28 protein-coding genes and 2 riboswitches are annotated in these 25677 nt (G+C 30.2%); of the genes, 18 read left to right on the top strand and 10 right to left on the bottom strand.

Annotated elements, in window-relative coordinates:
* The first annotated feature begins 156 nt into the window (after positions 1-156).
* Positions 157-627, top strand: a complete 471-nt coding sequence (locus CA_RS15100; RefSeq protein ID WP_010966218.1) for a GNAT family N-acetyltransferase — start codon at positions 157-159, stop codon at positions 625-627.
* Positions 628-767: 140 nt separating this feature from the next.
* On the opposite strand, the gene CA_RS15095 is transcribed toward CA_RS15100, so the two are convergent.
* Positions 768-1106, bottom strand: a complete 339-nt coding sequence (locus CA_RS15095) for a winged helix-turn-helix transcriptional regulator (protein ID WP_010966217.1) — start codon at positions 1104-1106, stop codon at positions 768-770.
* A gap of 140 nt (positions 1107-1246) precedes the next feature.
* On the opposite strand from CA_RS15095, the gene CA_RS15090 reads away from it, so the two are divergent.
* From CA_RS15090 to CA_RS15070, 5 genes are all read left to right on the top strand, one after another.
* Positions 1247-2056 carry a nitroreductase family protein gene (locus CA_RS15090; protein WP_010966216.1) on the top strand — a complete coding sequence of 270 codons (810 nt, stop codon included), beginning with the start codon at positions 1247-1249 and terminating at the stop codon, positions 2054-2056.
* 139 nt (positions 2057-2195) lie between these two features.
* A complete protein-coding gene (locus CA_RS15085; RefSeq protein WP_010966215.1) occupies positions 2196-3134 on the top strand; it encodes an ABC transporter ATP-binding protein in 939 nt (312 codons plus the stop codon).
* A gap of 11 nt (positions 3135-3145) precedes the next feature.
* Positions 3146-4351 carry an ABC transporter permease gene (locus CA_RS15080; protein WP_010966214.1) on the top strand — a complete coding sequence of 402 codons (1206 nt, stop codon included), beginning with the start codon at positions 3146-3148 and terminating at the stop codon, positions 4349-4351.
* 1 nt (position 4352) lies between these two features.
* Positions 4353-5519 (top strand): ABC transporter permease, encoded by a 1167-nt coding sequence (locus tag CA_RS15075; RefSeq protein WP_010966213.1) that lies wholly within the window; start codon positions 4353-4355, stop codon positions 5517-5519.
* Between the two features lie 115 nt (positions 5520-5634).
* Positions 5635-6183: a DUF6609 family protein gene (locus CA_RS15070; RefSeq protein WP_014519018.1), complete on the top strand. Its 549-nt coding sequence runs from the start codon at positions 5635-5637 to the stop codon at positions 6181-6183.
* A gap of 51 nt (positions 6184-6234) precedes the next feature.
* Here CA_RS15070 and thiT read toward each other — a convergent pair whose 3' ends face one another.
* The 4 genes from thiT to CA_RS15050 form a co-directional block, all read right to left on the bottom strand.
* On the bottom strand, positions 6235-6867 hold the full coding sequence (gene thiT / locus CA_RS15065; RefSeq protein WP_010966211.1) for an energy-coupled thiamine transporter ThiT: 633 nt from the start codon (positions 6865-6867) through the stop codon (positions 6235-6237).
* Positions 6868-6968: 101 nt separating this feature from the next.
* A riboswitch (TPP riboswitch) is annotated at positions 6969-7069 on the bottom strand.
* A 79-nt stretch (positions 7070-7148) separates the two neighbouring features.
* On the bottom strand, positions 7149-7976 hold the full coding sequence (gene folK, locus CA_RS15060) for a 2-amino-4-hydroxy-6-hydroxymethyldihydropteridine diphosphokinase (protein ID WP_010966210.1): 828 nt from the start codon (positions 7974-7976) through the stop codon (positions 7149-7151).
* A 5-nt stretch (positions 7977-7981) separates the two neighbouring features.
* Positions 7982-8788, bottom strand: a complete 807-nt coding sequence (gene folP, locus CA_RS15055; protein WP_010966209.1) for a dihydropteroate synthase — start codon at positions 8786-8788, stop codon at positions 7982-7984.
* A gap of 10 nt (positions 8789-8798) precedes the next feature.
* A complete protein-coding gene (locus CA_RS15050; RefSeq protein ID WP_010966208.1) occupies positions 8799-9284 on the bottom strand; it encodes an HD domain-containing protein in 486 nt (161 codons plus the stop codon).
* 234 nt (positions 9285-9518) lie between these two features.
* A riboswitch (TPP riboswitch) is annotated at positions 9519-9626 on the top strand.
* Positions 9627-9729: 103 nt separating this feature from the next.
* On the opposite strand from CA_RS15050, the gene thiS reads away from it, so the two are divergent.
* The 8 genes from thiS to CA_RS15010 all read left to right on the top strand — a co-directional run bounded on the left by thiS (position 9730) and on the right by CA_RS15010 (position 16108).
* Positions 9730-9924 (top strand): sulfur carrier protein ThiS, encoded by a 195-nt coding sequence (gene thiS, locus CA_RS15045; RefSeq protein WP_010966207.1) that lies wholly within the window; start codon positions 9730-9732, stop codon positions 9922-9924.
* The gene (gene thiF, locus CA_RS15040) at positions 9925-10725 is read left to right on the top strand and encodes a sulfur carrier protein ThiS adenylyltransferase ThiF (RefSeq protein WP_010966206.1); all 801 of its coding nucleotides are present in this window, start codon (positions 9925-9927) and stop codon (positions 10723-10725) included.
* A gap of 19 nt (positions 10726-10744) precedes the next feature.
* Positions 10745-11512 (top strand): thiazole synthase, encoded by a 768-nt coding sequence (locus CA_RS15035; RefSeq protein WP_010966205.1) that lies wholly within the window; start codon positions 10745-10747, stop codon positions 11510-11512.
* Between the two features lie 13 nt (positions 11513-11525).
* Positions 11526-12632, top strand: a complete 1107-nt coding sequence (gene thiH / locus CA_RS15030; protein ID WP_010966204.1) for a 2-iminoacetate synthase ThiH — start codon at positions 11526-11528, stop codon at positions 12630-12632.
* Positions 12629-13216 (top strand): thiamine phosphate synthase, encoded by a 588-nt coding sequence (locus tag CA_RS15025; RefSeq protein ID WP_010966203.1) that lies wholly within the window; start codon positions 12629-12631, stop codon positions 13214-13216. The genes thiH and CA_RS15025 overlap by 4 nt, the downstream gene beginning before the upstream one ends.
* Positions 13217-13326: 110 nt before the next feature.
* The gene (locus CA_RS15020) at positions 13327-14106 is read left to right on the top strand and encodes a DUF2971 domain-containing protein (RefSeq protein WP_010966202.1); all 780 of its coding nucleotides are present in this window, start codon (positions 13327-13329) and stop codon (positions 14104-14106) included.
* Between the two features lie 178 nt (positions 14107-14284).
* Positions 14285-15265 carry a type I phosphomannose isomerase catalytic subunit gene (locus CA_RS15015; protein WP_010966201.1) on the top strand — a complete coding sequence of 327 codons (981 nt, stop codon included), beginning with the start codon at positions 14285-14287 and terminating at the stop codon, positions 15263-15265.
* A 24-nt stretch (positions 15266-15289) separates the two neighbouring features.
* Positions 15290-16108 carry an alpha/beta hydrolase gene (locus CA_RS15010; RefSeq protein WP_010966200.1) on the top strand — a complete coding sequence of 273 codons (819 nt, stop codon included), beginning with the start codon at positions 15290-15292 and terminating at the stop codon, positions 16106-16108.
* Between the two features lie 45 nt (positions 16109-16153).
* Here the strand turns inward: CA_RS15010 and panD are convergent, their stop codons facing one another.
* The 3 genes from panD to panB are packed head-to-tail and all read right to left on the bottom strand — an operon-like array spanning position 16154 to position 18253.
* On the bottom strand, positions 16154-16537 hold the full coding sequence (panD, locus tag CA_RS15005; RefSeq protein WP_010966199.1) for an aspartate 1-decarboxylase: 384 nt from the start codon (positions 16535-16537) through the stop codon (positions 16154-16156).
* 21 nt (positions 16538-16558) lie between these two features.
* Entirely contained in the window at positions 16559-17404 is an 846-nt protein-coding gene (panC, locus tag CA_RS15000; RefSeq protein ID WP_010966198.1) for a pantoate--beta-alanine ligase, read from the bottom strand.
* An 18-nt stretch (positions 17405-17422) separates the two neighbouring features.
* Complete coding sequence (gene panB / locus CA_RS14995) at positions 17423-18253, bottom strand: 3-methyl-2-oxobutanoate hydroxymethyltransferase (RefSeq protein WP_010966197.1); 831 nt, start codon at positions 18251-18253, stop codon at positions 17423-17425.
* Between the two features lie 458 nt (positions 18254-18711).
* Here panB and CA_RS14985 point away from each other — a divergent pair, with 458 nt between their 5' ends.
* Positions 18712-20010: an ABC transporter substrate-binding protein gene (locus CA_RS14985; RefSeq protein WP_010966195.1), complete on the top strand. Its 1299-nt coding sequence runs from the start codon at positions 18712-18714 to the stop codon at positions 20008-20010.
* A 220-nt stretch (positions 20011-20230) separates the two neighbouring features.
* On the opposite strand, the gene CA_RS14980 is transcribed toward CA_RS14985, so the two are convergent.
* A complete protein-coding gene (locus tag CA_RS14980) occupies positions 20231-21355 on the bottom strand; it encodes a glycosyltransferase family 4 protein (RefSeq protein WP_010966194.1) in 1125 nt (374 codons plus the stop codon).
* 171 nt (positions 21356-21526) lie between these two features.
* On the opposite strand from CA_RS14980, the gene CA_RS14975 reads away from it, so the two are divergent.
* Genes CA_RS14975 through CA_RS14965 form a run of 3 tightly spaced genes read left to right on the top strand, consistent with a single transcriptional unit; the run spans position 21527 to position 24350 of the window.
* Positions 21527-22534: a CotS family spore coat protein gene (locus CA_RS14975; RefSeq protein ID WP_010966193.1), complete on the top strand. Its 1008-nt coding sequence runs from the start codon at positions 21527-21529 to the stop codon at positions 22532-22534.
* A 14-nt stretch (positions 22535-22548) separates the two neighbouring features.
* Positions 22549-23304, top strand: coding sequence for a spore coat protein (locus tag CA_RS14970; RefSeq protein WP_010966192.1), 756 nt, complete (start codon positions 22549-22551; stop codon positions 23302-23304).
* Between the two features lie 11 nt (positions 23305-23315).
* Positions 23316-24350, top strand: coding sequence for a CotS family spore coat protein (locus tag CA_RS14965; RefSeq protein ID WP_010966191.1), 1035 nt, complete (start codon positions 23316-23318; stop codon positions 24348-24350).
* 39 nt (positions 24351-24389) lie between these two features.
* On the opposite strand, the gene CA_RS14960 is transcribed toward CA_RS14965, so the two are convergent.
* Entirely contained in the window at positions 24390-25514 is a 1125-nt protein-coding gene (locus tag CA_RS14960) for a glycosyltransferase family 4 protein (RefSeq protein ID WP_010966190.1), read from the bottom strand.
* Positions 25515-25677: the final 163 nt, after the last annotated feature.

The following is a 25677-nucleotide window of genomic DNA, read 5'->3' as shown; positions in this document are numbered from 1 at the left end:
TTTAGTATTATGTGAAAGTAAAGAAAACTAAGCTACACAATAATATTGTTTTGATATATAATTTATGAAGGGAAATCGTGGGGTATCAAATTATATGTGTTTAAAATAAAATTAAATCAAAGGTAGTAGAAATATACAACGATAGGAGGACATGCTATGTTAATAAGAGAGATAGAGAAGAAGGATAATGAGCAGGTTGAAACACTTATAAGGACTTGTTTAATAGAGTTTGGTGCTGATAAGCCGGGTTGCGCATGGACAGATCCTGATTTGGGCCGTTTTTATGAGATATATCAAGATAAAAAATCTAAGTATTGGGTTGTTGAGGAAGAAGGTAAGATAATAGCGGGCTGTGGCATAGGACCTCTAAATGGGGCTGAGAATGTATGTGAACTTCAAAAGATGTATTCATACAAGGAAGCAAGGGGAACTGGAATTGCAAAAGATTTGCTAGGTCTAGCTTTGGATTTTGCAAAAAAATACTATGACAAATGCTATCTTGAAACCTTTTCTAATATGACTGCGGCTAATAAATTCTATGTTAAAAATGGATTTAAGAAATTAGAAAAGCCTTTAATTGAAACAGATCACTACGCATGTGATGTTTGGTACATAAAGGAGTTGTAATCAAATAATTAGAAAGCAAAACAGTCTGTAATTGAAAAAGTAAGTGTGAAAATCAATTACAGACTGTTTTAATTAATTGTGAAATTTATATAAATTAAGAGAACATGTTCAATTTTTATAGGCTATATTTAAACATTATATTAAAGTATAGCCTTATTTTTTTCTATGTAATCAAGAGCCCATTGACGAAGGTTTTCTAGGATAGGAAGAAGGCTTTTTCCTGTATCAGTAAGAGAGTACTCTACTTTAGGTGGCACGGAAGCATATACAAATCTATTTATTAATCCTGTTTCTTCTAAGGATCTGAGCTGTTGAGTTAACATTTTTTGAGTTATTTTAGGAAGAGTTTTCATTAGCTCTCCAAATCTTAAGGTTCCTTTACCTAAGTGCCAAAGAATTAGAACCTTCCATTTTCCACCTATAATGTCTAAGGTAAGCTCCATGGAACATTGATATTCTGTGTCATTATATTTAATCATTGTATTATCCTCCAAAAGAAAATTTTCTGTAGTATGTAAGTGGTAACTATACTACTTTAAAGTGCGTACTTGTTAAATATTGCATTAATGCCTATTATTATAGCGTAAGTAATTTGGTTATACAAGAAAGGATGAATTATATGGAGTTAATTAAAGTAGATAGGCTAAAGTGCAAGAAGTGTGGAATTTGTGCAGCGGTATGTCCATCAATAGTTTTAGGTATGGAAGAAGATGGACCTAAAGAACTTAAAGGAACAAATTGTATAGAATGTGGACAATGTGTAGCAGTATGTCCTAGTGGAGCTATTGATAATGTAAAAACTTCTATTTCAAAACAAGAAGAATTAAAGGAATTTCCAGTAATAGATGAAAAACTGGCTGAGTTATTTTTAAGATCAAGAAGATCAATTAGGTGCTATAAAAACGTGCCTGTAGAAGATGATAAATTAGTTAAGCTAGTTAATATTGCGCATTTTGCCCCATCAGCCAGTAATAGCCAGAATATATCATATATTGTTGTGAAGGATAAGAAAATACTTAAAAAAGCAACGGAGTTTGTAATAGATTGGATGGAGGCACAAATAGATAACCCTTCACACTGGAGTTTTCCTAAACAAGTTAAGGACTATAGAGAAAAAGGAATTGATAAAATACTAAGAGATGCGCCAACGCTTATTTTAGGAGTTGCACCTAAGGAATTTAAAAATGGAAGAGAGAATACAATTTTCTCATTTTCGTATATGGAGCTTTTTGCTACAGCACTAGGTTTAGGAAGCTGTTTTGCTGGATTATTTGAAATGTGTGCTTTTGATAATTATGAGCCTCTTATTGATTTGTTTAAACTTCAAGAAAATATGGTAATAACAGGAGCTGTAATGGTGGGGTATCCTAAGTACAAATATAAAAGACTTGTAGATAGAAATGAGCTTAAGGTAAGTTTTATTAAATAAATATAGAATTTGTAGAAGTTTAATTTTATATCCATGACAAAAGTAATGCTTTTTCTATAAAATTCATTACCTAATTCAATGGTGATTAAACATAAATCCCTGTATAATGAATTTATAAAATAAAGGAGAGATATGGGTCATGGATATTTTAGAAATAAACGATGTAACTAAAAGATATAATGATAAATTAGCAATTGATAATGTAACTCTAAGTATAGAAGAGGGAGAAATATTTGGACTTTTAGGGCCCAATGGGGCTGGAAAATCAACTCTTATATCAATGATTTGTGGGCTAATAAAAAAGGATAAAGGAACTATAAGTATAGATGGAAATGATATAGATAAAGAAAAGATAAAAGCAAAAGCTTGTATTGGACTTGTTCCACAGGATATATGTCTTTATGAGGAGCTTTCTGGCATGGATAATTTAAAGTTTTGGGGAAGTATGTACAAACTTAAAGGAGCACTTCTTAAAGATAGAATAAAAGAAGTAATAGAGGCATCTGGACTTCAAGATAAAATAAGGGATAAGGTTAAAAATTATTCAGGTGGTATGAAAAGAAGGTTGAATATAGCGGCAGCTGTAATGCATCATCCGAGGCTAATAATAATGGATGAACCTACGGTGGGAATAGATCCTCAATCAAGAAATCATATACTTGAGTATACAAAGGAGTTAAATAAAAAGTTTAAAACTACTATTATTTACACTACTCATTATATGGAGGAAGCAGAACATTTATGTGATAAGCTTGCAATAATGGATGAAGGTAAAATAATAACTATTGGACAAAAGGAAGACATAAAGAAAATGGTTAATGATGAAGAAAATGCTAGAATATTTGTTGAAGGCTATGAAGAAGAAATGGACATACGATTAAAAAGCATTGAAGGTGTAAGAAGGGTAAAGTATTCTTCAAGGGAGCTTGATATTGTCATAAAGAATTCAGGTGATAGCTTAAATGCTGTAATTGAAGAATTAATCAAAATGGAAGTTAAGATAAAAAATATAAAGGTGAATTCTCCTAGTCTTGAAGATGTGTTTTTGAGCTTAACAGGTAAGAGGTTAAGAGATTAGGGGGATTGATTATGGTATTTAAAGCACTATTTATTAAGGATTTAAAGAAGTTTTTATCAGGCATAAAACTATACATATTTACACTTTTAATTTTTCCTATAGCTTTATCTATTTTATATGGAGCTATATATAAGAATCAGGTAAATCCAGAAGTAAAGTTACCCAAGATCAAAGTTGTTATCTTAAATAAGGATAAGGGAATTTATGCAAAGAAATTAGAGATGGTTTTTAAAAATTCAAGAGTTAAAAGTTTTATAGATGTAAAATATATAGACAACTTTAAAAGTATACAAGCTAAAATTGAGGATGGAAGTGTAAGCGCTGCAATAATAATTCCAGAGAACTTTTCAGATAGAATTGATGAAAACAAAAAAACTAACATAGAAATGATAAAATCACCAATAGCGGGAGAAAAAACTGAAGTGGTGTACGAGATTATAAATTCCTACTTAGATGTTTTAAATAATAACAGTGCAGTGGCAAAAACCTTAAAAGAAAATACCAATGATAAGAAAAGATTAGAAGAAGTAATGCCTAGATTATTGGTTAGAGTTGCTAAATTAAGTACAGACAACTATTCAACGACAACTAATTTTGAGCTTGAAAAAAAGATAACTGCAAGACAGTATTACGCAAGTGCAATGCTTGCATTTACGGGATTTTTTATAACATTAGTTACGGCAAGTATAATGACGCAGGAGATTAAAACGGGTACTATGAGTAGAATGATGTCTACTACTGTAAATTATTTTCAACTATTCATTGAGAAAATAGTATTTTGTTTTGTTATTACTATAGTCTTTATATGTGTTTATGTAGGTATAAGGTTTATGCTTGGAAATAATTTTGGAGGTAAAGGATTTGAAGTTTTTATAACAATTTTATTTCAGGCTTTTGCAATGACAGGATTAGCATCACTTCTTATGAGTATATTTAAGAAAACTAAAACTATGAATACTATTTGTATGCCGTTTATAATGCTTTATTCAGCTTTTGGAGGAGCATTTTATTATGTAGATGAAGCAGCAGTAAAATTTAAGTATATGAAGCTCACTCTAAATTATTGGATTACAGATGCTTATAATAAGATAGCACTTGGTTATAGTATCAAAAGTGTGTTTGTGAACTTAAGTATAATGTTCTTAGTTGGGCTACTTGGAATGGTTATAGGAACAGTAGTTGCTATTAGAAAAAGCAAGTGCTATGGAGGAATCTAATATGATATATATGGCATTTTTACATCTAAAGAGAATTTTAGTTCAGAATAAAAGAGGATTTATTATAACAATTTTATTTCCAACTATAGTTGTTAGCTTGGTAGCTTTTTTTTCTAACGGAGTGAGTTCAAATACAACAATAAATATTGCAGTTGTAAATAATGATACAGGAAAAGAAGGAAAGAAATTATTAAAAATATTAGACAAAAGTAATTTTTCTATACATGAAGTTTCTTATAAAGAGGGTGAAGTGGAAATAAAGAGAAATGCAGCATCAATTTGCGTAGTTATACCTAAGAATTTCACACAGAATATTAAAAGTGGGGAAAAGCCATCAATTAATATTGTAAAGGCTTTAAACAGTAACGTTGATACTGCTGTTCTTAATCAATTTAATTCATATATCGGGAAACAAATGGTTTTAAGTAAAGCTTTCAGTGAAACAAGAGCGTTTGGAATTAAGGTAAACCAAAATAAATTTAATAGAGAAATTAAAGATAACATGAAAAACACGTATGTAGAGGTAACTTCAAGGTATCTAAACAATGAAAGTACAAGACCGCTTTCTGGGATATTATCCACAAATCTAATCATAAATTTTCTGATGTATTCAATGATTTATATAGTTACAGATATATATGAACTTAAAAGGAAAAAAATACTTAAAAGGAGTATGTCTACACCTAATAAAAATTCGTCAATATTGATGTCAATATTACTTGCCATGTTTGGACTTTTATTTATACAATCTTCCATACTTGTATTTGTAACAAAAAATTTTCTTCACGTATATTTTGGAAAATCCATTATGGCTGTAATGCTAATTTTCGCGGTACTTAACTTGGTTGTATTAAGTGCAGGACTTGTTGTTGTAAGGTGGGCAAAAAGAGAAACTCATATATCATCTGTAGTGTCACTTACAGTAACTTTGACTTCTGCAGTGGGAGGAAGTTTTATACCGTTAGATAGTATACCTAATCTTCCAAGTGTAATGAAGAAGATAGCATACTTTACTCCTCAAAAATGGGCAGTAGAAGCACTGAATAAAATTTCTCTTGAAAACGTTGGAGTGCACAGTATTTTACCTCACATTGCAGTTTTAATTCTTTTTGCATTAGTTTTCTTTGTAATAGGAGCGGCGCAATTTAGAAGAACAATAAATGAATAGGGTGACAAAAGTAATGTCTACAAAACTAGACTCATGACTTAGTTCAATGGCACCATAATGAAATACTCTGTATAATGAAACCATAGGTTGAAGTTAAATGAAGGGGGAAAACATTATGGAAATGATACTTAATAAATTAGGATATAAGGAAAATGAAGAGATAAAATTTTTAAATAAGGGACCCTGCGGAGTATGGCTTATTTGGATAGGTATTATAATAATATTAGGAACTATGTTTGGAGGAGAAAATTGTGTGAATCCTGGTATATTTTCTATAGGATATGCTTTAGGAATGATTATTATATTTAGAACAGAATTTATAAAAAAATATTTATCTTACGGAAAAAATTCAAGCTTTCAAAGTAAAATGGCAAACATATCTATAATAGTAATGTTTGTGACTGCAGGAATTATTGGAGGAAGATACTTTGGAGAACAAAATTTTAGAATGATATGGCTTGCAGCTTTTTTAGCAACTGCTATTCACTTTGTACCTTTTTCAGTAGTTCATGGAAAACTTCTTTTAGTATTAGCATTTTTAGTAGGTGTCAATGCTATATATGGAATGATGCATATAGAAATAAGTTTTTATTACATAGGAATTATAGATGGAATATTAAAAATTGCATTTGGAATATTGATGGTTAAGTTTAGACAGCCATAGTAAAAATCAAAGGGGACAGATTCACTATTAACTGTCCCTTTTAATTATGTTTTAATTATTTGAGGTAGATATGGTGTATAGACGTTTCAATGGAATTATTGCTATTATCACAAGACAAATTATGCAATCAATGGATAAAAAGGAACCATTATATACTATAGAATATATAAGAGGAGATTGTCCTTTAGGAGCACTGCTAGCAAAGAAAACAACACCTGATATAACATGGAATAAAAATCTTATAAAAACAGCAGTAACAGTTCCTAAAAGTTTTTTATTTTTAAAATAGCCAGCAAAGCCTAAAGCCATATATGGTAGAGGATAATCGAAAAGTACCTGAATCGGATGAAGTAGATATGGTTCTAGCATAAGATCTATTATTCCAAATAGAAAGCCGGTTAAAAATCCTACTTCAGGACCATAAAAGAAGGCAATTAGTAGTATAGGAACCATGCTTCCTAAAGTAACACTTCCTCCTTGTGGTAATTTGTATATTTTAAATAAACTTAGAACAGTTGAAAGTGCCAAAACAACTCCAACTTGAGCTACTAATTTTGTAGTGAATTTTATTTTTTTTACCTTTAGTAAAACAGCTATTAATATTAAAACACCTACAAGAGTAGCTATAGCGGATGGACTTTGTGATATCGTCTTAATACTTTTAGAGAATGAAAAATTGTCCATAACAAAACCTCCTAAATTATATGTGGATTTAAGGTAAACAAAAAATAAAAAGCTGTAATCAACAGTAGAAAACAGATCAACTGCAAATTACAGCAAGTAATTCAAAATTCAAACTGCTTCCCTACGCTGGTATTATCCAGATCAGGTTAAGGGTTAACGTGACAAACTGTTTCTCAGCCTAAAGGCACCCCTAGCACATATATTTTTTATTTCATTATAGTACATACATGAGAAAAAGTAAATCTTAAGGTATTAAGTTCCATAAGATTTACTTTTTGAATTTATAGAGATTGTGTTTTTGATAAGACATTCTTTATATTAATTAATCTCTTATTGGATATAGGATGAACCAAGTATGGGTTTATATCACATAATGGAGTTATGACAAAAAGTCTTTCTGCCATTCTAGGATGGGGGATTGTGCAGTGAGGATCATAGGTAACTAAATCATCGTAAAGTAAAATATCAATATCTATGGTTCGAGGACCCCAATGTATTTTTCGTTCGCGTTTAAGCGACTTCTCTGTTTCAAGGAAAAAGTCCATAAGCTCATTTGGTGTCATTAAAGTTTTTACTTCAGCAGCGCAGTTTAAAAAATTATCTTGGTTTAGATATCCAACAGGTCTTGTAGTATAGAAGTTAGAAGTTTTTGTGATTTTGCATAAATAGTTGTCATCGATAATTTTAAGAGCATCTTTTAAATTTTGTGATTTATCTGCAATATTTGATCCAAGGCCTATATAAACTGTATGCCAACTTCGTTCTATTTCTACAGAAACATACTTTAAATGTTTTTTTACAGGAGCCCAAGGTTTTTTTAAAATTACTTTTACAGATTGAATTAAATCGTAATTTAGTAAAATAAACTCGGCTACTTTTTCAGCAGCAGTTTCAATTAAATCGAAATTTTCCCTCTGAAATTCTTCTTCTACTCTATCAGAGAGTTCAGCGTAATTTACTGTATCGCTCAAAGTTTTTGACAATCCAGGTTTTCTTAAATCTAAAGTAAGGTATAGAGATAATAAGAATTTTTGTCCTAATACTTTTTCTTCTCCTAGAACACCGTGGTTCGCAAATATTTCAAGATCTTCTATAGTTATTTTGTCCAATATAATCATCTCCTTATTATTGCATCAGCTACCATACAAGCTCGTTTATTTTCAAGAACGTCATGAACTCTAATAAAATCACAGCCTTTGACTACACCTATGACTGAAGTAGCAACTGTACCCTCAACTCTTTTGTTGGGAGGCAAATTTAAAATATTGCCTATCATTGATTTTCTAGAAGTGCCCAAAAGAATAGGGAAATTTAAAACATTTAATTTTTCTAAATTATTCATTAAAAGCAAATTTTGATTGAAGTCTTTTGCAAAACCTATTCCAGGATCTATCATTATATTTTCTGGTTTAACACCAGCATTTATTGCTATATCTATACTTTCTTTTAAATCATCTATAACATCTTGAAGAAAGTTACTATAATCGTTATTTTCTCTATTATGCATTAGACAACAAGGAACATCATATTTCGCAGCTACCTTAGCCATATATGTATCTTTTTTGAAACCCCATACATCATTTATAAGGTGCGCACCAGATTCTAATGCGGCCTCTGCAACTTCGCCCTTATAGGTATCTATAGAAATTGGAATATCAAATTCGTGCGATACGGCTTCTATTATTGGAATAACCCGTTCTAGTTCCTCATTTTTGTCAACAGAAGAGTGGTTTGGTCTTGTGGATTCACCACCGATATCAATTATATCAGCGCCATCTTCTATGAGCTTAGCTGCATGTTTTAAAGCATTGTCTAAATTATTAAATTTTCCTCCATCAGAAAAAGAATCAGGTGTAACATTTAAAATTCCCATTATGTAAGTTCTTTCTCCAAGTATAAAATCTTTATTCGCTATTTTCATTTTTTACTCCTTAATATATTATGCTTGAATTTTTTTTATTGTAACTCCAATTACATTCTTTATAAGCAGAGCAATTAAAGCAATTCCTAGAAAGCTTATCGCTTTTATATAATATGGCGCTTAAATCCGAGAGAGTGTTTGCTTCTCCATGACTTTTTATTGCTTCAATTATAAGGGTGCTTTCAGAATCGTTGAATTCACAGTCTTTTAGGATATTAGCTGCTAAAATTGAACTTGCTTTAGAATGAGAAATTCCACTTTCATATTGCTGCCATCGTCCTATATCATGGAGAAGAGCAGAAGCATAGATTATGTCTTTTTTTATAGCAAGATTTTTTTCTAGAACCATTATATATGCAATTCTTGCAACATCAAGAAAGTGTTCTAAATTGTGAAGACAAAACTTTCTGCCATTTTCATACTCCATATTTTTTAGCAAGTATGTTTTGAAATTTTTGTGATTTAAAATTAGATTTATTCTATCATGTTTTTCCATAAAGACTCCTAATGTAAATATTTATACAATATTATATCATTAAAAAATCCTTCTTAAAAATATTATTCTTAAATTTTTAAACATAAATTTTAAGGTGTAAGCATTATGAATTATAACCAGGAATTATATAAATATGCAATTAAAAGCTCATAAATACAATATTTACATTAAACGCTTAAAAATAAAATTTGCATTTTGTGTTTTATTGTGCTAAATTAAAAATGTAAAAATTAAATATAGTTAACGGGGAGCCTGTAGACAGGCTGAGAGTGGAATGTGATTCCAGACCCTCATAACCTGATTTGGATAATGCCAACGTAGGGAGTTAATGCATCATGTTTGTTACATATAATTCTGCGCAGAAGTTTATATGTTTTAATGTGAAAGAAAGTTATGAGGGAAGCGATTTGCTTCTCTTTTTTATTTCTCCAAAAGAGGTGATTTAGTGTTAGTAAATGGAAAAGATATGAATTTTGATGATGAGATAACTGTTTATGAACTTTTAGATAAAATGAATATAGAAAGTAGTCAGGTAGTTGTTGAAGTGGACTTAGAAATCATAAATAAAGATGAGTATAAACAAAAAAAACTTTCAAGTGAGTCTAAGGTTGAAGTAGTTAGATTTGTTGGTGGTGGTTAAATGAAGGTATATGTAAATGAAAGATCATTAGATGTGAAAAATGGAACTACACTTATGCAGCTAAAACGGCAGATAAAAAAAGATTCAGATGTTGTTGTTTATAACGGTTTTATTATGAAAAAAGATTTAAGTTTAAAAGAAGAAGATAACGTTGTTTTTATTAAAAAGGGTGAAATTCCTAAAAAAGAAGATATGGAAGCACAGCTAGTTTCGAGGCATACTCCAAAGGTTCATGAAAAAGTGAAAAATACATCTGTTGGGATAGCTGGTCTTGGAGGACTTGGTTCAAATGCAGCGGTAAGCCTTGCAAGAATAGGAGTTGGAAGACTTGTACTTGTGGACTTTGATGTAGTTGAACCAAGCAATTTAAATCGTCAGCATTATTTTATAAGACATATAGGTATGAAAAAAACTGAAGCACTTAAAGAAATAATAAGTCAATGTAATCCATTTGTGAAGGTAGACGTAGTAGACACATTTATAAATGGGAACAATGCACAAGAAATTTTTAAAGATGTGGATATAATTGTTGAGGCTTTTGATAATCCTGTATGTAAGGCAGAACTTATAAATAGCGTTCTTACAAAAATGAATGGTAAAAAGGTAATCGGAGCATCCGGAATGGCAGGGTATTTTTCGAGTAACAGCATTGTAACAAAGAAGATAAATAAAAATTTTTATATTGTGGGCGATGGAGAAAATGAAGCAGCACCTGGCTGTGGTCTTATGGCTCCAAGAGTTAATATAGCGGCTAACCATGAGGCAAACCAAGTACTTAGAATAATCATGGAAAATGAATAAAGTTTTGGGAGGAATTTAAGTGGATGAATTAGAAATAGGTGGAGTTAAACTAGATAGTAGACTTTTTGTTGGGACAGGTAAATTGGCCTCTAATGAAGTTATACCAAAAATCATGGAAAAATCAAATTCAAAGGTTATAACAGTAGCACTTAGAAGAGTTGACATAACTTCAAAGCAGGATAATATTTTGAATTTTATAGATAAGGATTTAATACTTTTACCAAATACATCAGGAGCTAGAAATGCAGAGGAGGCTATTAGACTTGCAAGAATAGCTAAGGCAGCAGGTTGTGGAAACTGGATTAAGATAGAGGTTATATCGGATAATAAATATTTACTTCCAGATAATTATGAAACGATAAAGGCAACAGAGGCTTTGGTAAAGGAAGGTTTTATAGTACTTCCATATGTAAATCCTGACCTTATGGATGCAAGAAGACTTGTAAATGTCGGAGCAGCAGCAGTTATGCCACTGGGAGCACCAATTGGAAGTAATAGAGGACTTAGAACTAAGGAAATGCTTAAAATATTAATAGAAGAAATAAATGAAGTTCCTGTAGTTGTAGATGCGGGAATAGGAAAACCATCAGATGCTGCTATGGCTATGGAGATGGGAGCAGATGCGGTACTTGTAAATACGGCTATAGCAACAGCAGATAATCCAGTATTAATGGCAGAAGCATTCTCTTTGGCAGTTAAAGCAGGAAGAATGGCCTATGTTGCAAAAATAGGAGAGGAAAAAGAATACGCATCAGCATCTTCTCCTCTTACAGGATTTTTAAGATAGGAAGTGTAGGTAAATGAGTTTTTATAAAAAATTGCAACAATATAAAGATTTTGACTTTGATGATTTTTTTTCAAAGGTAACTGCTAGGGATATAGAGAAGATTTTATGTAAGGATATTCTCCATGAGATGGACTTTTTAAAGCTTTTATCTCCAGCTGCAGAAAAGTATTTAGAACATATGGCACAAAAAGCTAGAGAACTTTCGCTTAAGAATTTTGGAAAAACAGTGGTGCTTTATACACCTATATATATTGCTAATTATTGTGTAAATGGATGTGCTTATTGTGGATATAATGTAAAAAATAAAATAAAGAGAAAACAGCTCACAATGGAGGAAATAGAAGAGGAAGCAAGGGCGATATATAGTTCAGGTATGAGAAATATAATACTTCTTACAGGAGAATCAAAAGTTCAAACTCCAGTTTCATATATAAAGGATGCAATAAAACTTTTAAAAAAATATTTTAGTTCCATATGTATTGAAATATATCCTCTTGAGGTTAATGAATATAGAGAGTTAGTAGAAGCAGGTGCGGATAGCTTAACTATTTATCAAGAGACATATAATGAAGAAAAGTATTCCAAAGTTCATTTAAGCGGACCTAAAAGAAATTTTAAGTTTAGACTTGATGCGCCTGAAAGGGTTTGCGAGGCTGGAATCCACTCAATAGGAACTGGAGCACTTTTAGGACTTTACAAATGGAGAAGTGAGGCATTTTTTACAGGTCTTCATGCTTCATATATTCAAGAAAAGTTCCCAAGTGTTGAAATATCAATGTCTGCACCGAGAATAAGACCTCATGCTGGAAGCTTTGATGATATATATGAAGTTAATGACAAAAATATTGTACAGGTTATTCTAGCATATAAAATGTTTCTTCCAAGAGCAGGTACAAATATAACCACAAGAGAGCCAAAAGAGTTTAGAGATAAACTTATACCTATTGGAGTTACAAAAATGTCAGCAGGAGTGTCCACAGAGGTTGGAGGCCATGGCTGCAAGGATAAAGGCGAAGGACAGTTTGATACAAATGACAAGAGGAGTGTAAGTGAAGTTTATAATAGAATAAAGGAGTTAGGATATAATCCTGTGTTTAAGGATTTTGAAAATGCTCTATGATTTATGTAGTTACTAATAGAAAATTAGCTAAAAATAAAGATCTACTTGGTTGTGTCGAAAAGGTGCTTAAGTATGGTGCTTGCAGTGTAATTCTTAGAGAAAAGGATTTAGGTTATGACGAGTTGTATGAAATAGCTAAAAAAATAAAATTTATTACTGATAAGCATAGTGCTAAATTGATTGTAAATGGAAGCTTAAGAGTGGCTGAAGAAGTAAAAGCATATGCATATCATTCAAGTTTTGTTAATTTTATAAATAATGGTGGAAGTAAGATTATAAAAAATGGAGTGTCCATTCATAGTTTAGAGGAAGCTAAAAGAGCTGAAGAAAACGGAGCGGATTATGTACTTGCTGGCAATATATACGAAACAGCTTGTAAACCGGGATTAAAAGGTAGAGGGCTTGAATTTGTAAATTCTATATCTAAAAATATCACTATACCTGAAATTGCCATTGGGGGTATTAGTGAAGAAAATGTTCAAGAATTAATAAATTCAGGTGCAAATGGTGCAGCGGTTATGTCCTCTGCAATGAAAAATCCTGCTGTAATTAAAAAAATTATAGGAAAGCTTAATAAGAAATAGCTAAAAAGAATTCAAGTATTCAATAAAACACTTGAATTCTTTTTTCATTATATAATATAAAGAAAGATTGGTAAGAATAAATATATACAGAGTTTTAAGGAGAAAACAAAATGGAATGGATAGATAGATTTATTGAGCTGCTTTTCTATGGAGAAAAAGAAGAAGCTTACAAATTAAAATTTGATCATTTTCCAAGGAGACTATATAAGTATGAAGTTATTGATGAAAAAAGATTACTAGCTCTTAAAAACAATAAGATTTGGTTTGCGAATCCTGATAAATTAAATGATCCCTTTGATTCATGTGGTGTTTTTTTTGATAAGAAAGTACTTTGTAATTACACCAACAAAAAAAGTATAGATGAATACATCGATGGCTTAAAAAGAAACATAAAAGTATGTTGTTTTTCAGAAGAGCTTAATAGTATGCCGATGTGGGCGCATTACGCTAATAATCATACGGGTATTTGTATAGAATACGATTTTTCTAAGCTTAATTATATGAGTGAATTTTCAAAGTATATTTTTCCTATAAGATATGAAACTGAAAAGTATGATATAACAAAGTTTTTAGAGAGGATATTTAAGGAAGAGGCAGAGGAAAGAATGTACTTACTTTTTTTTCTTATGCAAATAAAACATGTAAGCTGGAGTTATGAGAAGGAATGGAGAATAATTCTTAAGGCCTACGAGGATAAAAATGAGGGAATAGTTTGTCCTATAAAGCCAGAAGGAATATATTTAGGACTTAATTGTAGTGAAGAGAATAAGGAAAAATTAAAAAGAATAGTTGTAGAAAATATAAAATGTCCTATTTATGAAATAGAGAAAACCGAAGGAAAGCTGTTTGAGTTTAAAACAAAGAATGTAAGTGAAAAAAACTATAAGTAATAAAGTTTATAAGTTACATAAAATAACCATATTATATTTAAACTTTTTAATATTTTGTGTTAAAATAAAAACTAGTAGCAATAATCAATTATTTTAACCAAAAAAGGAGGTTGAGCTGCTTTAACATTAAACATTATAACATTATAACTTATACTAAATGTTTATGCAGCGAGTATATATGTATCCATTAAAATTTGAACACTTATACTATGAAAAAATTTGGGGTGGAAGAGATTTAGAAAAATTCAGAAATGATTTACCTGATGGAAATATAGGAGAGAGCTGGGATGTAGCGTGTCATAAAAATGGAACTAGTGTAATTTGTAATGGAGAATTCAAAGGGAAGAAACTTGATGAATTAATAAAAGAAAAAAGTACTGAAATAATGGGAACTAAGCTTTCTAAGGAATGGTTTCCTTTACTTATTAAGCTTATAAATGCAAAATCAGATCTTTCTGTTCAAGTGCATCCAAATGATGAGTATGCAAAGAAAGTAGAAAATGATATGGGTAAAACAGAAGTTTGGTATGTAGTTGATGCAAAAGAAGAAGCAGCTCTAGTAGTAGGAACGTCAGGAAATTGTACTAAGGAATCGCTTAAAGAGGCAATAGAGTCAGGAAGTTTAGATAAATATATGAATAGAATACCTGTTAAAAAGGGTGATGTTTGCCTTGTAAGAAGTGGTATGATTCATGCTATATGTGGAGGAGTTACAATTGCTGAAATTCAGCAAAATAGTGATACTACCTACAGGGTATATGACTACAATAGAGGAAGGGAGCTTCATGTAGAAAAGGCTCTTGATGTTATAAATTTAAATCTTAAGGGTAAGAAAAATAAAGGAATAAGAGTTACAAAAGAAGGATATGAAAAAACATATTTTTGCCTTGGAAGAGATTTTTCCCTTGAGGTTTATGATGTATTAGAAAAGGTAACTGAAAAAAGTGATAAAGAGAGATTTTATATATTTACGTGTGTTGATGGTGAAGGAGAAATAATATATAAAGGTGGAAAAGAAAAAATAAGCTTTGGAGAGAGTATTCTAATTCCAGCAGCTCTTGGTGAATACACAGTAAAGGGAAAAGTTAAATTTATAAAAAGCTATGTTCCTGATGTAAATAAGGTTGAGCGTGAAATTTTAGATGAAATAAGCTATTAATTTTAGCTTTAAGGGGAGTCTATTATGATAAATAGGATTATTGATATATGGGAAGGATTTTCTTATAAAAGCAGTGATAATAGTGATTTTAGACCTAAGATGGAGACTTACATTTTAAATGGAGATAAAAAAAGATCTGCAATTTTAATTTTGCCGGGAGGAGGGTATAATCATACATCTTCTAGAGAGGCAGAACCTATAGCAGTAAATTATAATGCAGCTGGCTTTAGCACGTTTGTACTTCATTATAGTGTTGCTCCTAATAGATATCCACAGCCATTATTAGATGCCGCAAGAGCTATTTCTATAATAAGAGAAAATGCTGATGAGTGGAATATAGATAAGGATAAAATAGCAGTTTGTGGTTTTTCAGCAGGAGGTCATCTAGCAGGTTTGCTTGGGGTAAATTGGTTTAAAGAAGAACTATTTAATGTAGATGGGATAAGTAAAGAATTCTTGAAACCAAATGCCCTTATATTGTGCTATCCTGTAATAACCTCAGGAAAATTTGCACATAAAAAATCATTCAAGTGTTTATTAGGGGATGAAGGCAAGAAATTGCTTGATGAAGTATCAATTGAAAAGCATGTAACAGGTAAAACACCTACGACTTTTATATGGCATACCTTTAACGATAAGGTTGTTCCAGTTCAAAATTCTATGTTGTTTACAGAAGCTCTTAGTAAAGTTGAAGTTTCTTTCGAAATGCATATTTATCCAGAGGGGAAACATGGCATGGCACTTGGAACTAAGGAAACAGATGGGGGCGGAAATATTAATCCTCACTTAGCGTCCTGGTTTAATTTAAGTGTTGAGTGGATAAGAAGTATCTTTGGAGAATAAATAAAATGAGTTACAAATTTCTGTAACTCATTTTATTTATATAGTTTAGCCAATTGTCCCGTGCTTTTCGTACTCTGTAACATTAGATATACTATTGTCATCATTTACAAATACGACTTTTGGTCTATGTTCTGATGCTTCTTCAGGTGTTAAGCTGCAATAGCACATAATTATTACTTTATCGCCAGCTTGGGCACATCTTGCAGCGGCTCCATTAAGGCATATTATTCCACTTCCAGCTTCTCCAGCTATTACGTAGGTTTCAAATCTAGCACCATTATTTATATTTGCTATCTCTACCTTTTCGTATTCAAGTATATTGGCTTTATCCATAAGGTTTCTATCAATAGTTATGCTTCCAACATAATTTAAATCAGCTTGAACAACTGTTGCTCTATGAATTTTAGATTTTAACATATTTAAATGCATTTTATTCCTCCAAAAGTTTATTTATATATTCCAAGTGAAATTATCTATAAGGCGTATTTTTCCTATATAAACAGCAATTGCAACAAGAATCGATTGCTGTACTTTAGAAACAGACTTAAGGGAAAGACTATCTACAACTTCAACGTAATCTATTTTTGCAAGAGGTTCTTTTCCTATTTCAATAATTATAGCTTTTTTTATGTTATATACATTTTTCTCTCCGTTATCGAGAAGTTCTTTTGCAAGGTTTAAGCTCTTAGAGAGAATAGTTGCAGCTTTTCTCTCTTCAGAAGAAAGATAAGAATTTCTAGAACTTTTTGCAAGACCATCTTCTTCACGAATTATAGGACATGCTACTATTTCAATATCAAAATTTAAGTCCCTAACCATCCTTTTAATTACAGCTACTTGTTGAGCGTCTTTTTCACCAAAATAAGCTCTATCAGGACAGGTTATGTTAAACAATTTTGTAACTACGGTACAAACTCCTCGAAAGTGTCCGGGGCGTCTAGCTCCGCAAAGTATGTCTGTAATCTTAGAAGAATTTACAAATGTAACCGCATCATCAAAGTACATTTCTGAAGGCTCTGGATTAAATAAAATTGAAGCTCCGGCTTTAGTGCAAACCTCAGCGTCTCTATCTAAATCTCTAGGATAAACGTCAAGGTCTTCATTAGGTCCAAATTGTATTGGATTTACAAAGTCACTTACTATAACTTTATCGTTTTCTTTTGAGGCTCTTTCAATTAGACTTTTGTGTCCATCATGTAGGTAACCCATAGTTGGAACTAGTCCTATAGTCAGTCCTTCTTTTTTCCATTGCTTTATATACTTTTTAACATCACTAATGGAATGCAAAATTTCCATAATATCTTACTTCCCTTCTTATTTGGTAATTTCGTCTATAATGCTCTGATCAATCTTAAATGAGTGAGCTTCGTCAGGAAATGTGCCTTCTCGTACTTCTTTTGCATAACTATTAAAAGCTTCTTTCATGTCGTCACCTATATTACCATATCTTTTAACAAATTTAGGCGCCAAATCAGAAAACATTCCAAGCATATCTTGATAAACAAGTATTTGACCATCACAATGTTTACCAGCACCAATTCCTATAGTTGGTATTGTAATGCTTTCAGTTATAATTTTAGCAAGTTTCTCAGGAATACCCTCTAAAGTAATAGCAAAGGCTCCAGCTGCTTCTATCTTTTTAGCATCTTCAATTAGTTCTTTTGCTTTAGAGATATTTTTTCCCTGAATTTTAAAACCGCCAAAGGCATTTACAGATTGGGGAGTAAGACCAATATGGCCCATTACAGGAATTTGAGCATCCACGATTGCTTTTATTCTATCGCAGACTAAAGCACCGCCCTCAAGTTTAATGGCAGTAGCACCAGCTTCTTTGACAAGCCTACCGGCGTTAAAAACAGCATCGTAAACTGAAGTTTGATATGACATAAAAGGTAAGTCAGCTACAATAAGGGTGCTTTTTGCACCACGTACTACAGCTTTTGTATGATGAATCATGTCTTCCATTGTTACACTTAAGGTATTTTCGTATCCGAGACATACCATGCCAAGAGAATCTCCAACGAGAATTCCATTGATGTCGCAGGAATCAATTATCTTTGCAGTTGAGTAATCATAGGCTGTTAACATAACGAGCTTCTCTTTTTTAAATTTAGAATTTTTAAATGTTTCAGTGGTATTTTTCATTAATAATCCTCCTTAAAGCTATTTGTTACAGAAAATTTCTAATTAAGCTTTTAACTAGAAATTCTATAATAGTCTTCACTAAAGGGCGAGTATCGTAACACCTTTGTTTTTCTATCAAAGGGCATAAAAATTTCAGTCCCACTCTCTCGATATGGGCGAGTTTGTGTACAATATGTAATAAAAAAACTATAGGTGAAGTTCTATAAATATAGATACTCCCCGGTACACAAGTTAAAATAACACAAATTAAAAGTATTTACAAGAGAAAAAGTTTTTTTGAATAAATATGATATAATTTAAAAATCATATTTAACATAAGATATTTTATGGTAAAGGTAGGAGTTAATACAATATATAACTTTTGTTTATAGACTGCTTAAGAATAAAATGTTATTATATAATTTGAGTAAAAGTATAGTTATAGTGTTTAAAAAACATAAATTTAGAAGGGAATAAATATGAAGAGATTTCTTAAGAAGATTTTTGTTGCAGTTATGTGTTCTAGTATGGTTTTTTATGTATCAGCTTGTACTAATACATTAAATAATACTTCACCAGTTAAGCATGATAAAAAGGTAAACCAAAAGAAGAGTAGCATAACTATATGGATAAATAATAAAGACCAAAACATAATAAAGGATCAAATTAATGCTTTTAACAAAAAATATGATTACATAACTGTTAATACAGTATTTATGAGTGAAGACGATATAATAAAAAACTACGAAAATAATACTAAGGACAATTTGAAGCTTCCGGATGTTGTAGAGATTGGTGATTTAAGTGCATCTAAATTCGTCAATAAGTTTAGTGGTAAGCTTGTAAATTTATCTTCTGATAGCGACATAAAAAATGATATGTTTTTATCAAATAAGATTCATAATTTAACAAAGAATAGCAGAGTTTACGGTTATCCATGGTATACTCAACCAGTATTTATGTTTTATAGGTCTGATATAATGCATAGTTTAAATATAAATACGGATGATATAAAAACCTGGAAGGACTATAATGATTTAGGAAACAAGGTTAAACAAAATGGAAAAAATTTAATTTATCTTTCTGATTTAAGTGATATTTATGATGTTCAAAATAGTGAATTAGGAGTTAATTTCTTAGATAACAATGATAAGATAAATATAGAAGATAATAAATTTAAAGAAGCCGCTAGTTTTGTTTTTGATATAATTAAAGGAAATACAAATATAAGTATTCAACCTGGGAAGGATATAACTAAAGCATTTGCTTCAGGAGAAATTGTATCAATGATGTCAACTCCAGAAGAAATTTTATATCTGGAGAAAAATTACCCGAATTTAAAAGGGAAAGTTTCACTTGAAAGGCTGCCAGCTTTTGAACAGGGGGGAAATAATACTGCGTATAAGGATGGCATGAATCTTTTAGTAACAGATAATGAGAAAAATAAAACATACTCAGAGCAGTTTGCTAAATTTGTTACAAGTAATGAAAAAGCTGCATATAATCAATTCTCAATATATGCTTTATGTTCCAGTAACTCATCAGCGTATAGTTATGATAAAATGCATGAGAAGAATGATTATATGGGCGGATGTGATGTATATGAAATGTATATGAACGCTGCTAAAATGTTTTCAGATGTTAAATATTATAAGGATTATTCTGATATAAAGAATTATATAGTAAAGGAAATAGGTAGTGAAGCAGCACAAAATAAAGGCATTGATGAGATTATAACAAATATGCAGAAAACTTTGGCAGATAGATATAATAAATAAGAGTTGATTTTTAAATAAGTGCATAAAATAGCACTTATTTATTTTTTGTTTTTATTTAAACGTTTACTTTGAAATAATATTATGCTATAATTTACTCAAGAAAGTTAATTTATTATTTGCTCTATTTTAATGGTATAAATGGTATAATGAGAATTTAGGGGAAAAAATATGCCCAACAGAAATTAAATTCATTTTTGTTAGGCATATTTTTATTTTTTGATTATGCAAAGGTGTTATAAATATTACTATAGGCTTCTAAGGTCTTTTTCGAGGTGTTTTTCCATGAAAATTTTCTGGAGCGATTAAAACCTTCTATGCTTAACTTTTGTTTTAATTTACTATCTTCAAGAATATTTAATATTGCATCTCTAAGTTCTGAAGTATCAAGAGGATTTATAAGTACAGCAGAATCTCCAGCTATTTCTGGTATTGAAGATATATTTGAAGTTACAACAGGTGTTTTGCAGCTCATTGCTTCAAGTACCGGCAGGCCAAAACCTTCATACAGAGAAGGATACACAAATAATTCACAAGCATTATAGAATACAGGTAAAAATCTTTCTCCAATGTATCCTGTAAAGATAACTTCATTAGATATATTTAGATGTCTACATAAGTCTTTTAAACTCTCAAGTTCATCTCTACACAGACCTATTATTACTAGATTATGTTTTTTACTCAACTTTTTACTTGCATCAGCAAAAGCTAGAATAAGATTTCTTACATTTTTTCTTTTACTAAATCCTCCAAGATATAGGACAAAAGGATCACTAATGCTATAATTTTTTTCAATAAATTTTTTGCAGTGTTCCCTGCTTAGGGGTTTATAGTTATAATTTGCCGCAAGTGGAGTTACATATATTTTATCTTCATTTATTGGAAAGTATTTGAGTATATCTTTTTTAGAGTATTCAGATACGGTTAAAATAGCATCAGAGTTTTCTATTATAAAAGGCATATTTTTTAAGAATTTTAGCAAGTAGCCTTTTCCAACCGTTTCGGGCATTATATATGGAATTAAGTCATGAACTGTAGAAACTTTTATGCATGATACATTTTGATCCAGACCTATTCCGTTTTGGGGAACATGATATATTTCTATACTGTTTTTTATTATATTTTCTGGGAAGTAGCATTTTTCGAAAAAACTATGACATCCTTTTGAAACTATGTTTATTTTAGTATTGCTTTTTATAAAATCCTTGTAGTTATTTCCATACCAGTACAAGGTGTACGAATTTTCCTCATCTATATTTAATAATTCTCTTACTAAATTTTCAGTATATGTTCCAATTCCAGTACCCCTATATAAATTTATTCCCCTAGCATCAATTGCTATGTTCATTTGCACATCTCCCATTATGCTTTATACCTATAATATAGTATAGAGTTAAGTGTTAAATGTGTGATAAAATTATTGCATTTTAGATGGACTGAGGTATTAAAGCCTATATCACACAGTTTAGTAAATTCTCATATAATAAATGTGTGAGATTAGGTTAAGTGGTGAAATACTGTGAATAGTGTAGAAATTAATGAATTTTTAAAAAATAACTATAATATTAACGCTGAAGCCTCCCAAAAAATAAAAAACGTCTATAGAGTTAATAGCAGTTCAAAAAATTACTGTCTAAAATGCATACATTATGATTATGGTCATGTTCTCTTTATTGTAAAGGCTATGGAGCATTTAAAAGAAAATGGTTTTGATAAAATCCCTGAAATAATTCCTACTAGTAGTGGTGAGAAGTTTATAAAGTTCAGAAGTTGTTATGTATACCTTACTGAATGGTTGGATGCTAGAGTATGCAATTTTGATAATCCTATAGATCTTTATACTGCAGTAAAAGCACTTTCAAGTCTTCATTTAAAGAGCAGAAGTTTTGAAGTTACGGATAACATGAACCCAAGAGTTGGCTGGTTTAATTGGAGAGAAAATTTTAAGAGAAGAAAGGACGAAATATTAAAATTTAAAAAAATAATTTGTGATAAGGAGAAGAAAACAGAATTTGATAATTTGTATATGAAGTTAATGGAGGAGGAGCTTTCTAAAGCAGATAAATCAATACAGGATATAGAAAACTCAGAATATGTTAACAAAATGAATGAAGAGTTTAGGTTAAAGGGGTTTTGTCACCATGATTATGCTCATCATAATATATTAATAGATAAGGAAGGAAAAGCCCATATTATAGATTTTGATTACTGTATGCTGGATACACATCTTCATGACTTATCAAGTATTCTTATACGTAAAATGAAAAATGGCTTATGGGATATGAAGTGCTGCTTATTTATTTTAAATACCTATAATGAGGACTATAAGATAGAAAATAATGATATACCTATAATGGCGTCTTTTATGGAATTTCCTCAAGGATATTGGCAGGTTGGACTTCAATATTATGTGGAAAAGCAGCCCTGGACAGAAGAGTTTTTTATGAGTAGATTAAACAAAATTTACAAAGATAAAGATGAAAGACAAGAATTTTTAGAGGATTTTATGAAATTTAAATATTTGTAATTAGAGGTGATATTGTGGGGAGCCTAGATGACATTTCATTTATAGATTACATTGAAGAAAATGGTATAAGGCTGAGTAATATCGTTAATCACATAGATAAGAAGGATATAGATGAAAAAAAGGCCATAGAGCAGATTCAAATTATAGCAGACTTCCACAGAATAGCTAGAGGATATAATGGATTGGATGTAAAAACTATAAAGAATAAAATTGGAAAACTTGTTGGGCAATATAAAATACATGCAAAGAAATTAAAAAAGTATGCTGATATGAAAAAGAAGAGTAGCAATTTAACTATGTTTGAGGAATACTTTTTAAATACTTGCGAAAGTGTTATTGAACGATGTGAAAAATGTCTTGGGCACATTAATGATGATGAATATATGGAAATAATAAAAAGAAGTATGAGAAATAATGATATTTGCCTTGGAAATTGTTACTTTGAAAACCTATGGAAGAATGGTAATATTTTTTTAGCTGATTATAGTGATATAGCTTTTAATATGGTTGAAATAGATGGTGTGAAATTTATTGGAAAGCTAAAGAGCAATAGTTTGGATTTGAATTTTGAGCTCTTAATAGATAAATATATTGAAGCAGAGAATATAAAAAGTGAGAGTAAAAACTTAATGAAAGCGCTTATATCATATCCTTCAGAATATATAAAGTGTGTTGAAAGATACGAAAGAAACAGTGATGAATCACTTGAAGATAGATTCGTGAAAAGACTTGCTAAGTCAATAAGAAAAGATGGGGAGAGTATTATTTAGGAGGTAAACTTATGCTTGATTTAAAATCATATAGAGAAAAAGAACTGGCAAGTTATGATTTAGATGTTGAGCTATTTAATGAATTTAACTTTTCTGTATATAATGTAATGCCTCTTAGAAAAGCATTCTTAATATCTACAGATAAGGGTGAAAAGATACTTAAAAAAATAGACTATACTATTGAAGAATTTAAATTTGTTTTAGCAGCCGTAAATTATATTAAGAATGAAAATGAATTTAATAGAATAATTGATTTTAATAAGACACAAAGTGGTGAATACTACTGTATAAAAAATGGAGACTTATATTGTGTTATGGACATGATTGAAGGAAAAGAATGTGAATTCAGTAATCCAGTTGACTTAAGCATAAGTTCATTTGGATTGGGACAGCTTCATAGTGCGTCAGAGGGATTTAGGTATAGTAAAATTGCTAGTAAAAATATATGTGGAAAAATGATAAAAGGTTTTAAAAGGAAAAAAGAAGAAGTAAACTTTTTAAAAAAGATGGTAAACTTATATGAAAGTTTAAATGAATTTGATGAAATTTTTATAAAAAATGTTGATTATTATTTAGAGCAAATTGATAAAAGTATTGATATTATGAATAAAAGTCAATATTATAAATTATGCAGCGAAGAAGATAAAATAGTGCTGTGCCATCATGATTTAGCACATCACAATATAATAATAAAAGATGAAGAAGCATATTTTATAGATTTTGATTATGCAATAATAGATTTAAAAGTGCACGATTTATCTAATATAATATCAAAAGCTGCGAAAGTATTTAATTATAGTATAGACAATTCAAAAATAATTATATCAAATTACTGTAAGTCAAATACTCTTAGTAAAAATGAGATGGAAGTATTATTTGGAATGTTGAGTTTTCCGGAGGATTTTTATGAAATTGTGAAAAGCTATTATACAAAACGAAAAGACTGGTCCAATGAAGAGTTTATAAATAAAATGAAAAGAAAAATGGCAAATGAAGAAAATAGAGTTGAATTTCTAAAAAACTTTAAAGAAGATTTGAAAATTTAGATAAGTAAAATAAGTGAAGCTTTAAAAATCTTCACTTATTTAATTTTTTGAAATTTTTTCGTAAGCTTTAATTGTTGAAATAGCAGTGCTGTTCCAGGTCAGCTTTTTTGAAAATTCAAAGCCTTTTTCAGAATAAATTTTTCTCACAGAACTGTCAAAATACATTATTTCCATTGCATCTTTAATTTTTTCTACATCATAAGGGTTAACTATAAGCGCACAGCCATTAAATATCTCATAAAGAGATGTTATATTTGAAGTGATTACAGGAACTTTACATGCCATAGCCTCTAGAGGAGGTAGTCCAAAACCTTCATAAAAGGATGGATATATTAAAAACTCAGCAGCATTATATAAAAATGGCATATACTCAAGCGGAATAAATCCTGGAAAAATAACATCAGATGAAACATTAAGTTTTTTAGCTATATCTACATAATTAGGATAAGATAGTCCTTTTTTTCCTGCAATAATAAGTTTTAAATTTGTTTTTGTAGTTTTTTTTAGTTTACTAAAGGCGTGTATTATTCCAGATATATTTTTTCTTGGACTAAAACCACCCACATATAATATATAGTTTTTATCTATTCCATATAGATTCTTTATAATATCTTTTGATATGCATTTCTCAATTGGCCTATATATATCTTCGGCGGATAAATAAGTTACGTAGATTTTACTTTCAGGATAATTGAAAAATTCAGATATATCCTTCTTTGAAAAATCTGATACAGTTATAATACCATCACAAAGAGGAATTATTTTTGGAATCTCTTCCTCGAAAATTTTCAAGTATTTTTTCCCAACAGTTTCCGGCATTTTATATGGAATAATATCATGAAGAGTTATAGTAAAACGGCAGTTTTTGTTATAAGGTAATCCAATGCCATTTTGAGGAACATGATATAATTCTGTATCATCCTTTTTTATTATATTAGGTATATTAACCTGATCCCAAAAATTATTTTTTGCTGTGCAGTTTATACTTTTTAAACTAAAGTTATTCTTTAATTTGAAATTTAGATTTGAGGAATCTGGCAAAAATATAGTATAATCATTAGCCTCATCTAATTTATTTATATGACTTATAAGTTGATAAGTATAGGTACCTATACCAGTTCCGCGATACCACTTTGCTGCTCTGCCGTCAATTCCTATTTTCATAAAATATCTCCATATAAAGTACTACAATCTTATTATATTAAAATAAATAAAAAAGTGTTAATTATAGTGAAACTAAAGTGAGACTTAAATTAAGCATGTACCAAAATTTAAATCATCAAGAAATTATGGTACATGCTTAATTTAATAGTCGAACTAGTTTCAG

The sequence above is a fragment of the Clostridium acetobutylicum ATCC 824 genome (genome assembly GCF_000008765.1).
GTDB classification, from domain to species: Bacteria; Bacillota; Clostridia; order Clostridiales; family Clostridiaceae; genus Clostridium_S; species Clostridium_S acetobutylicum.
The sequence above is the reverse complement of the archived record's forward strand: the minus strand, read 5'-3'. Positions and strand labels throughout refer to the sequence as shown.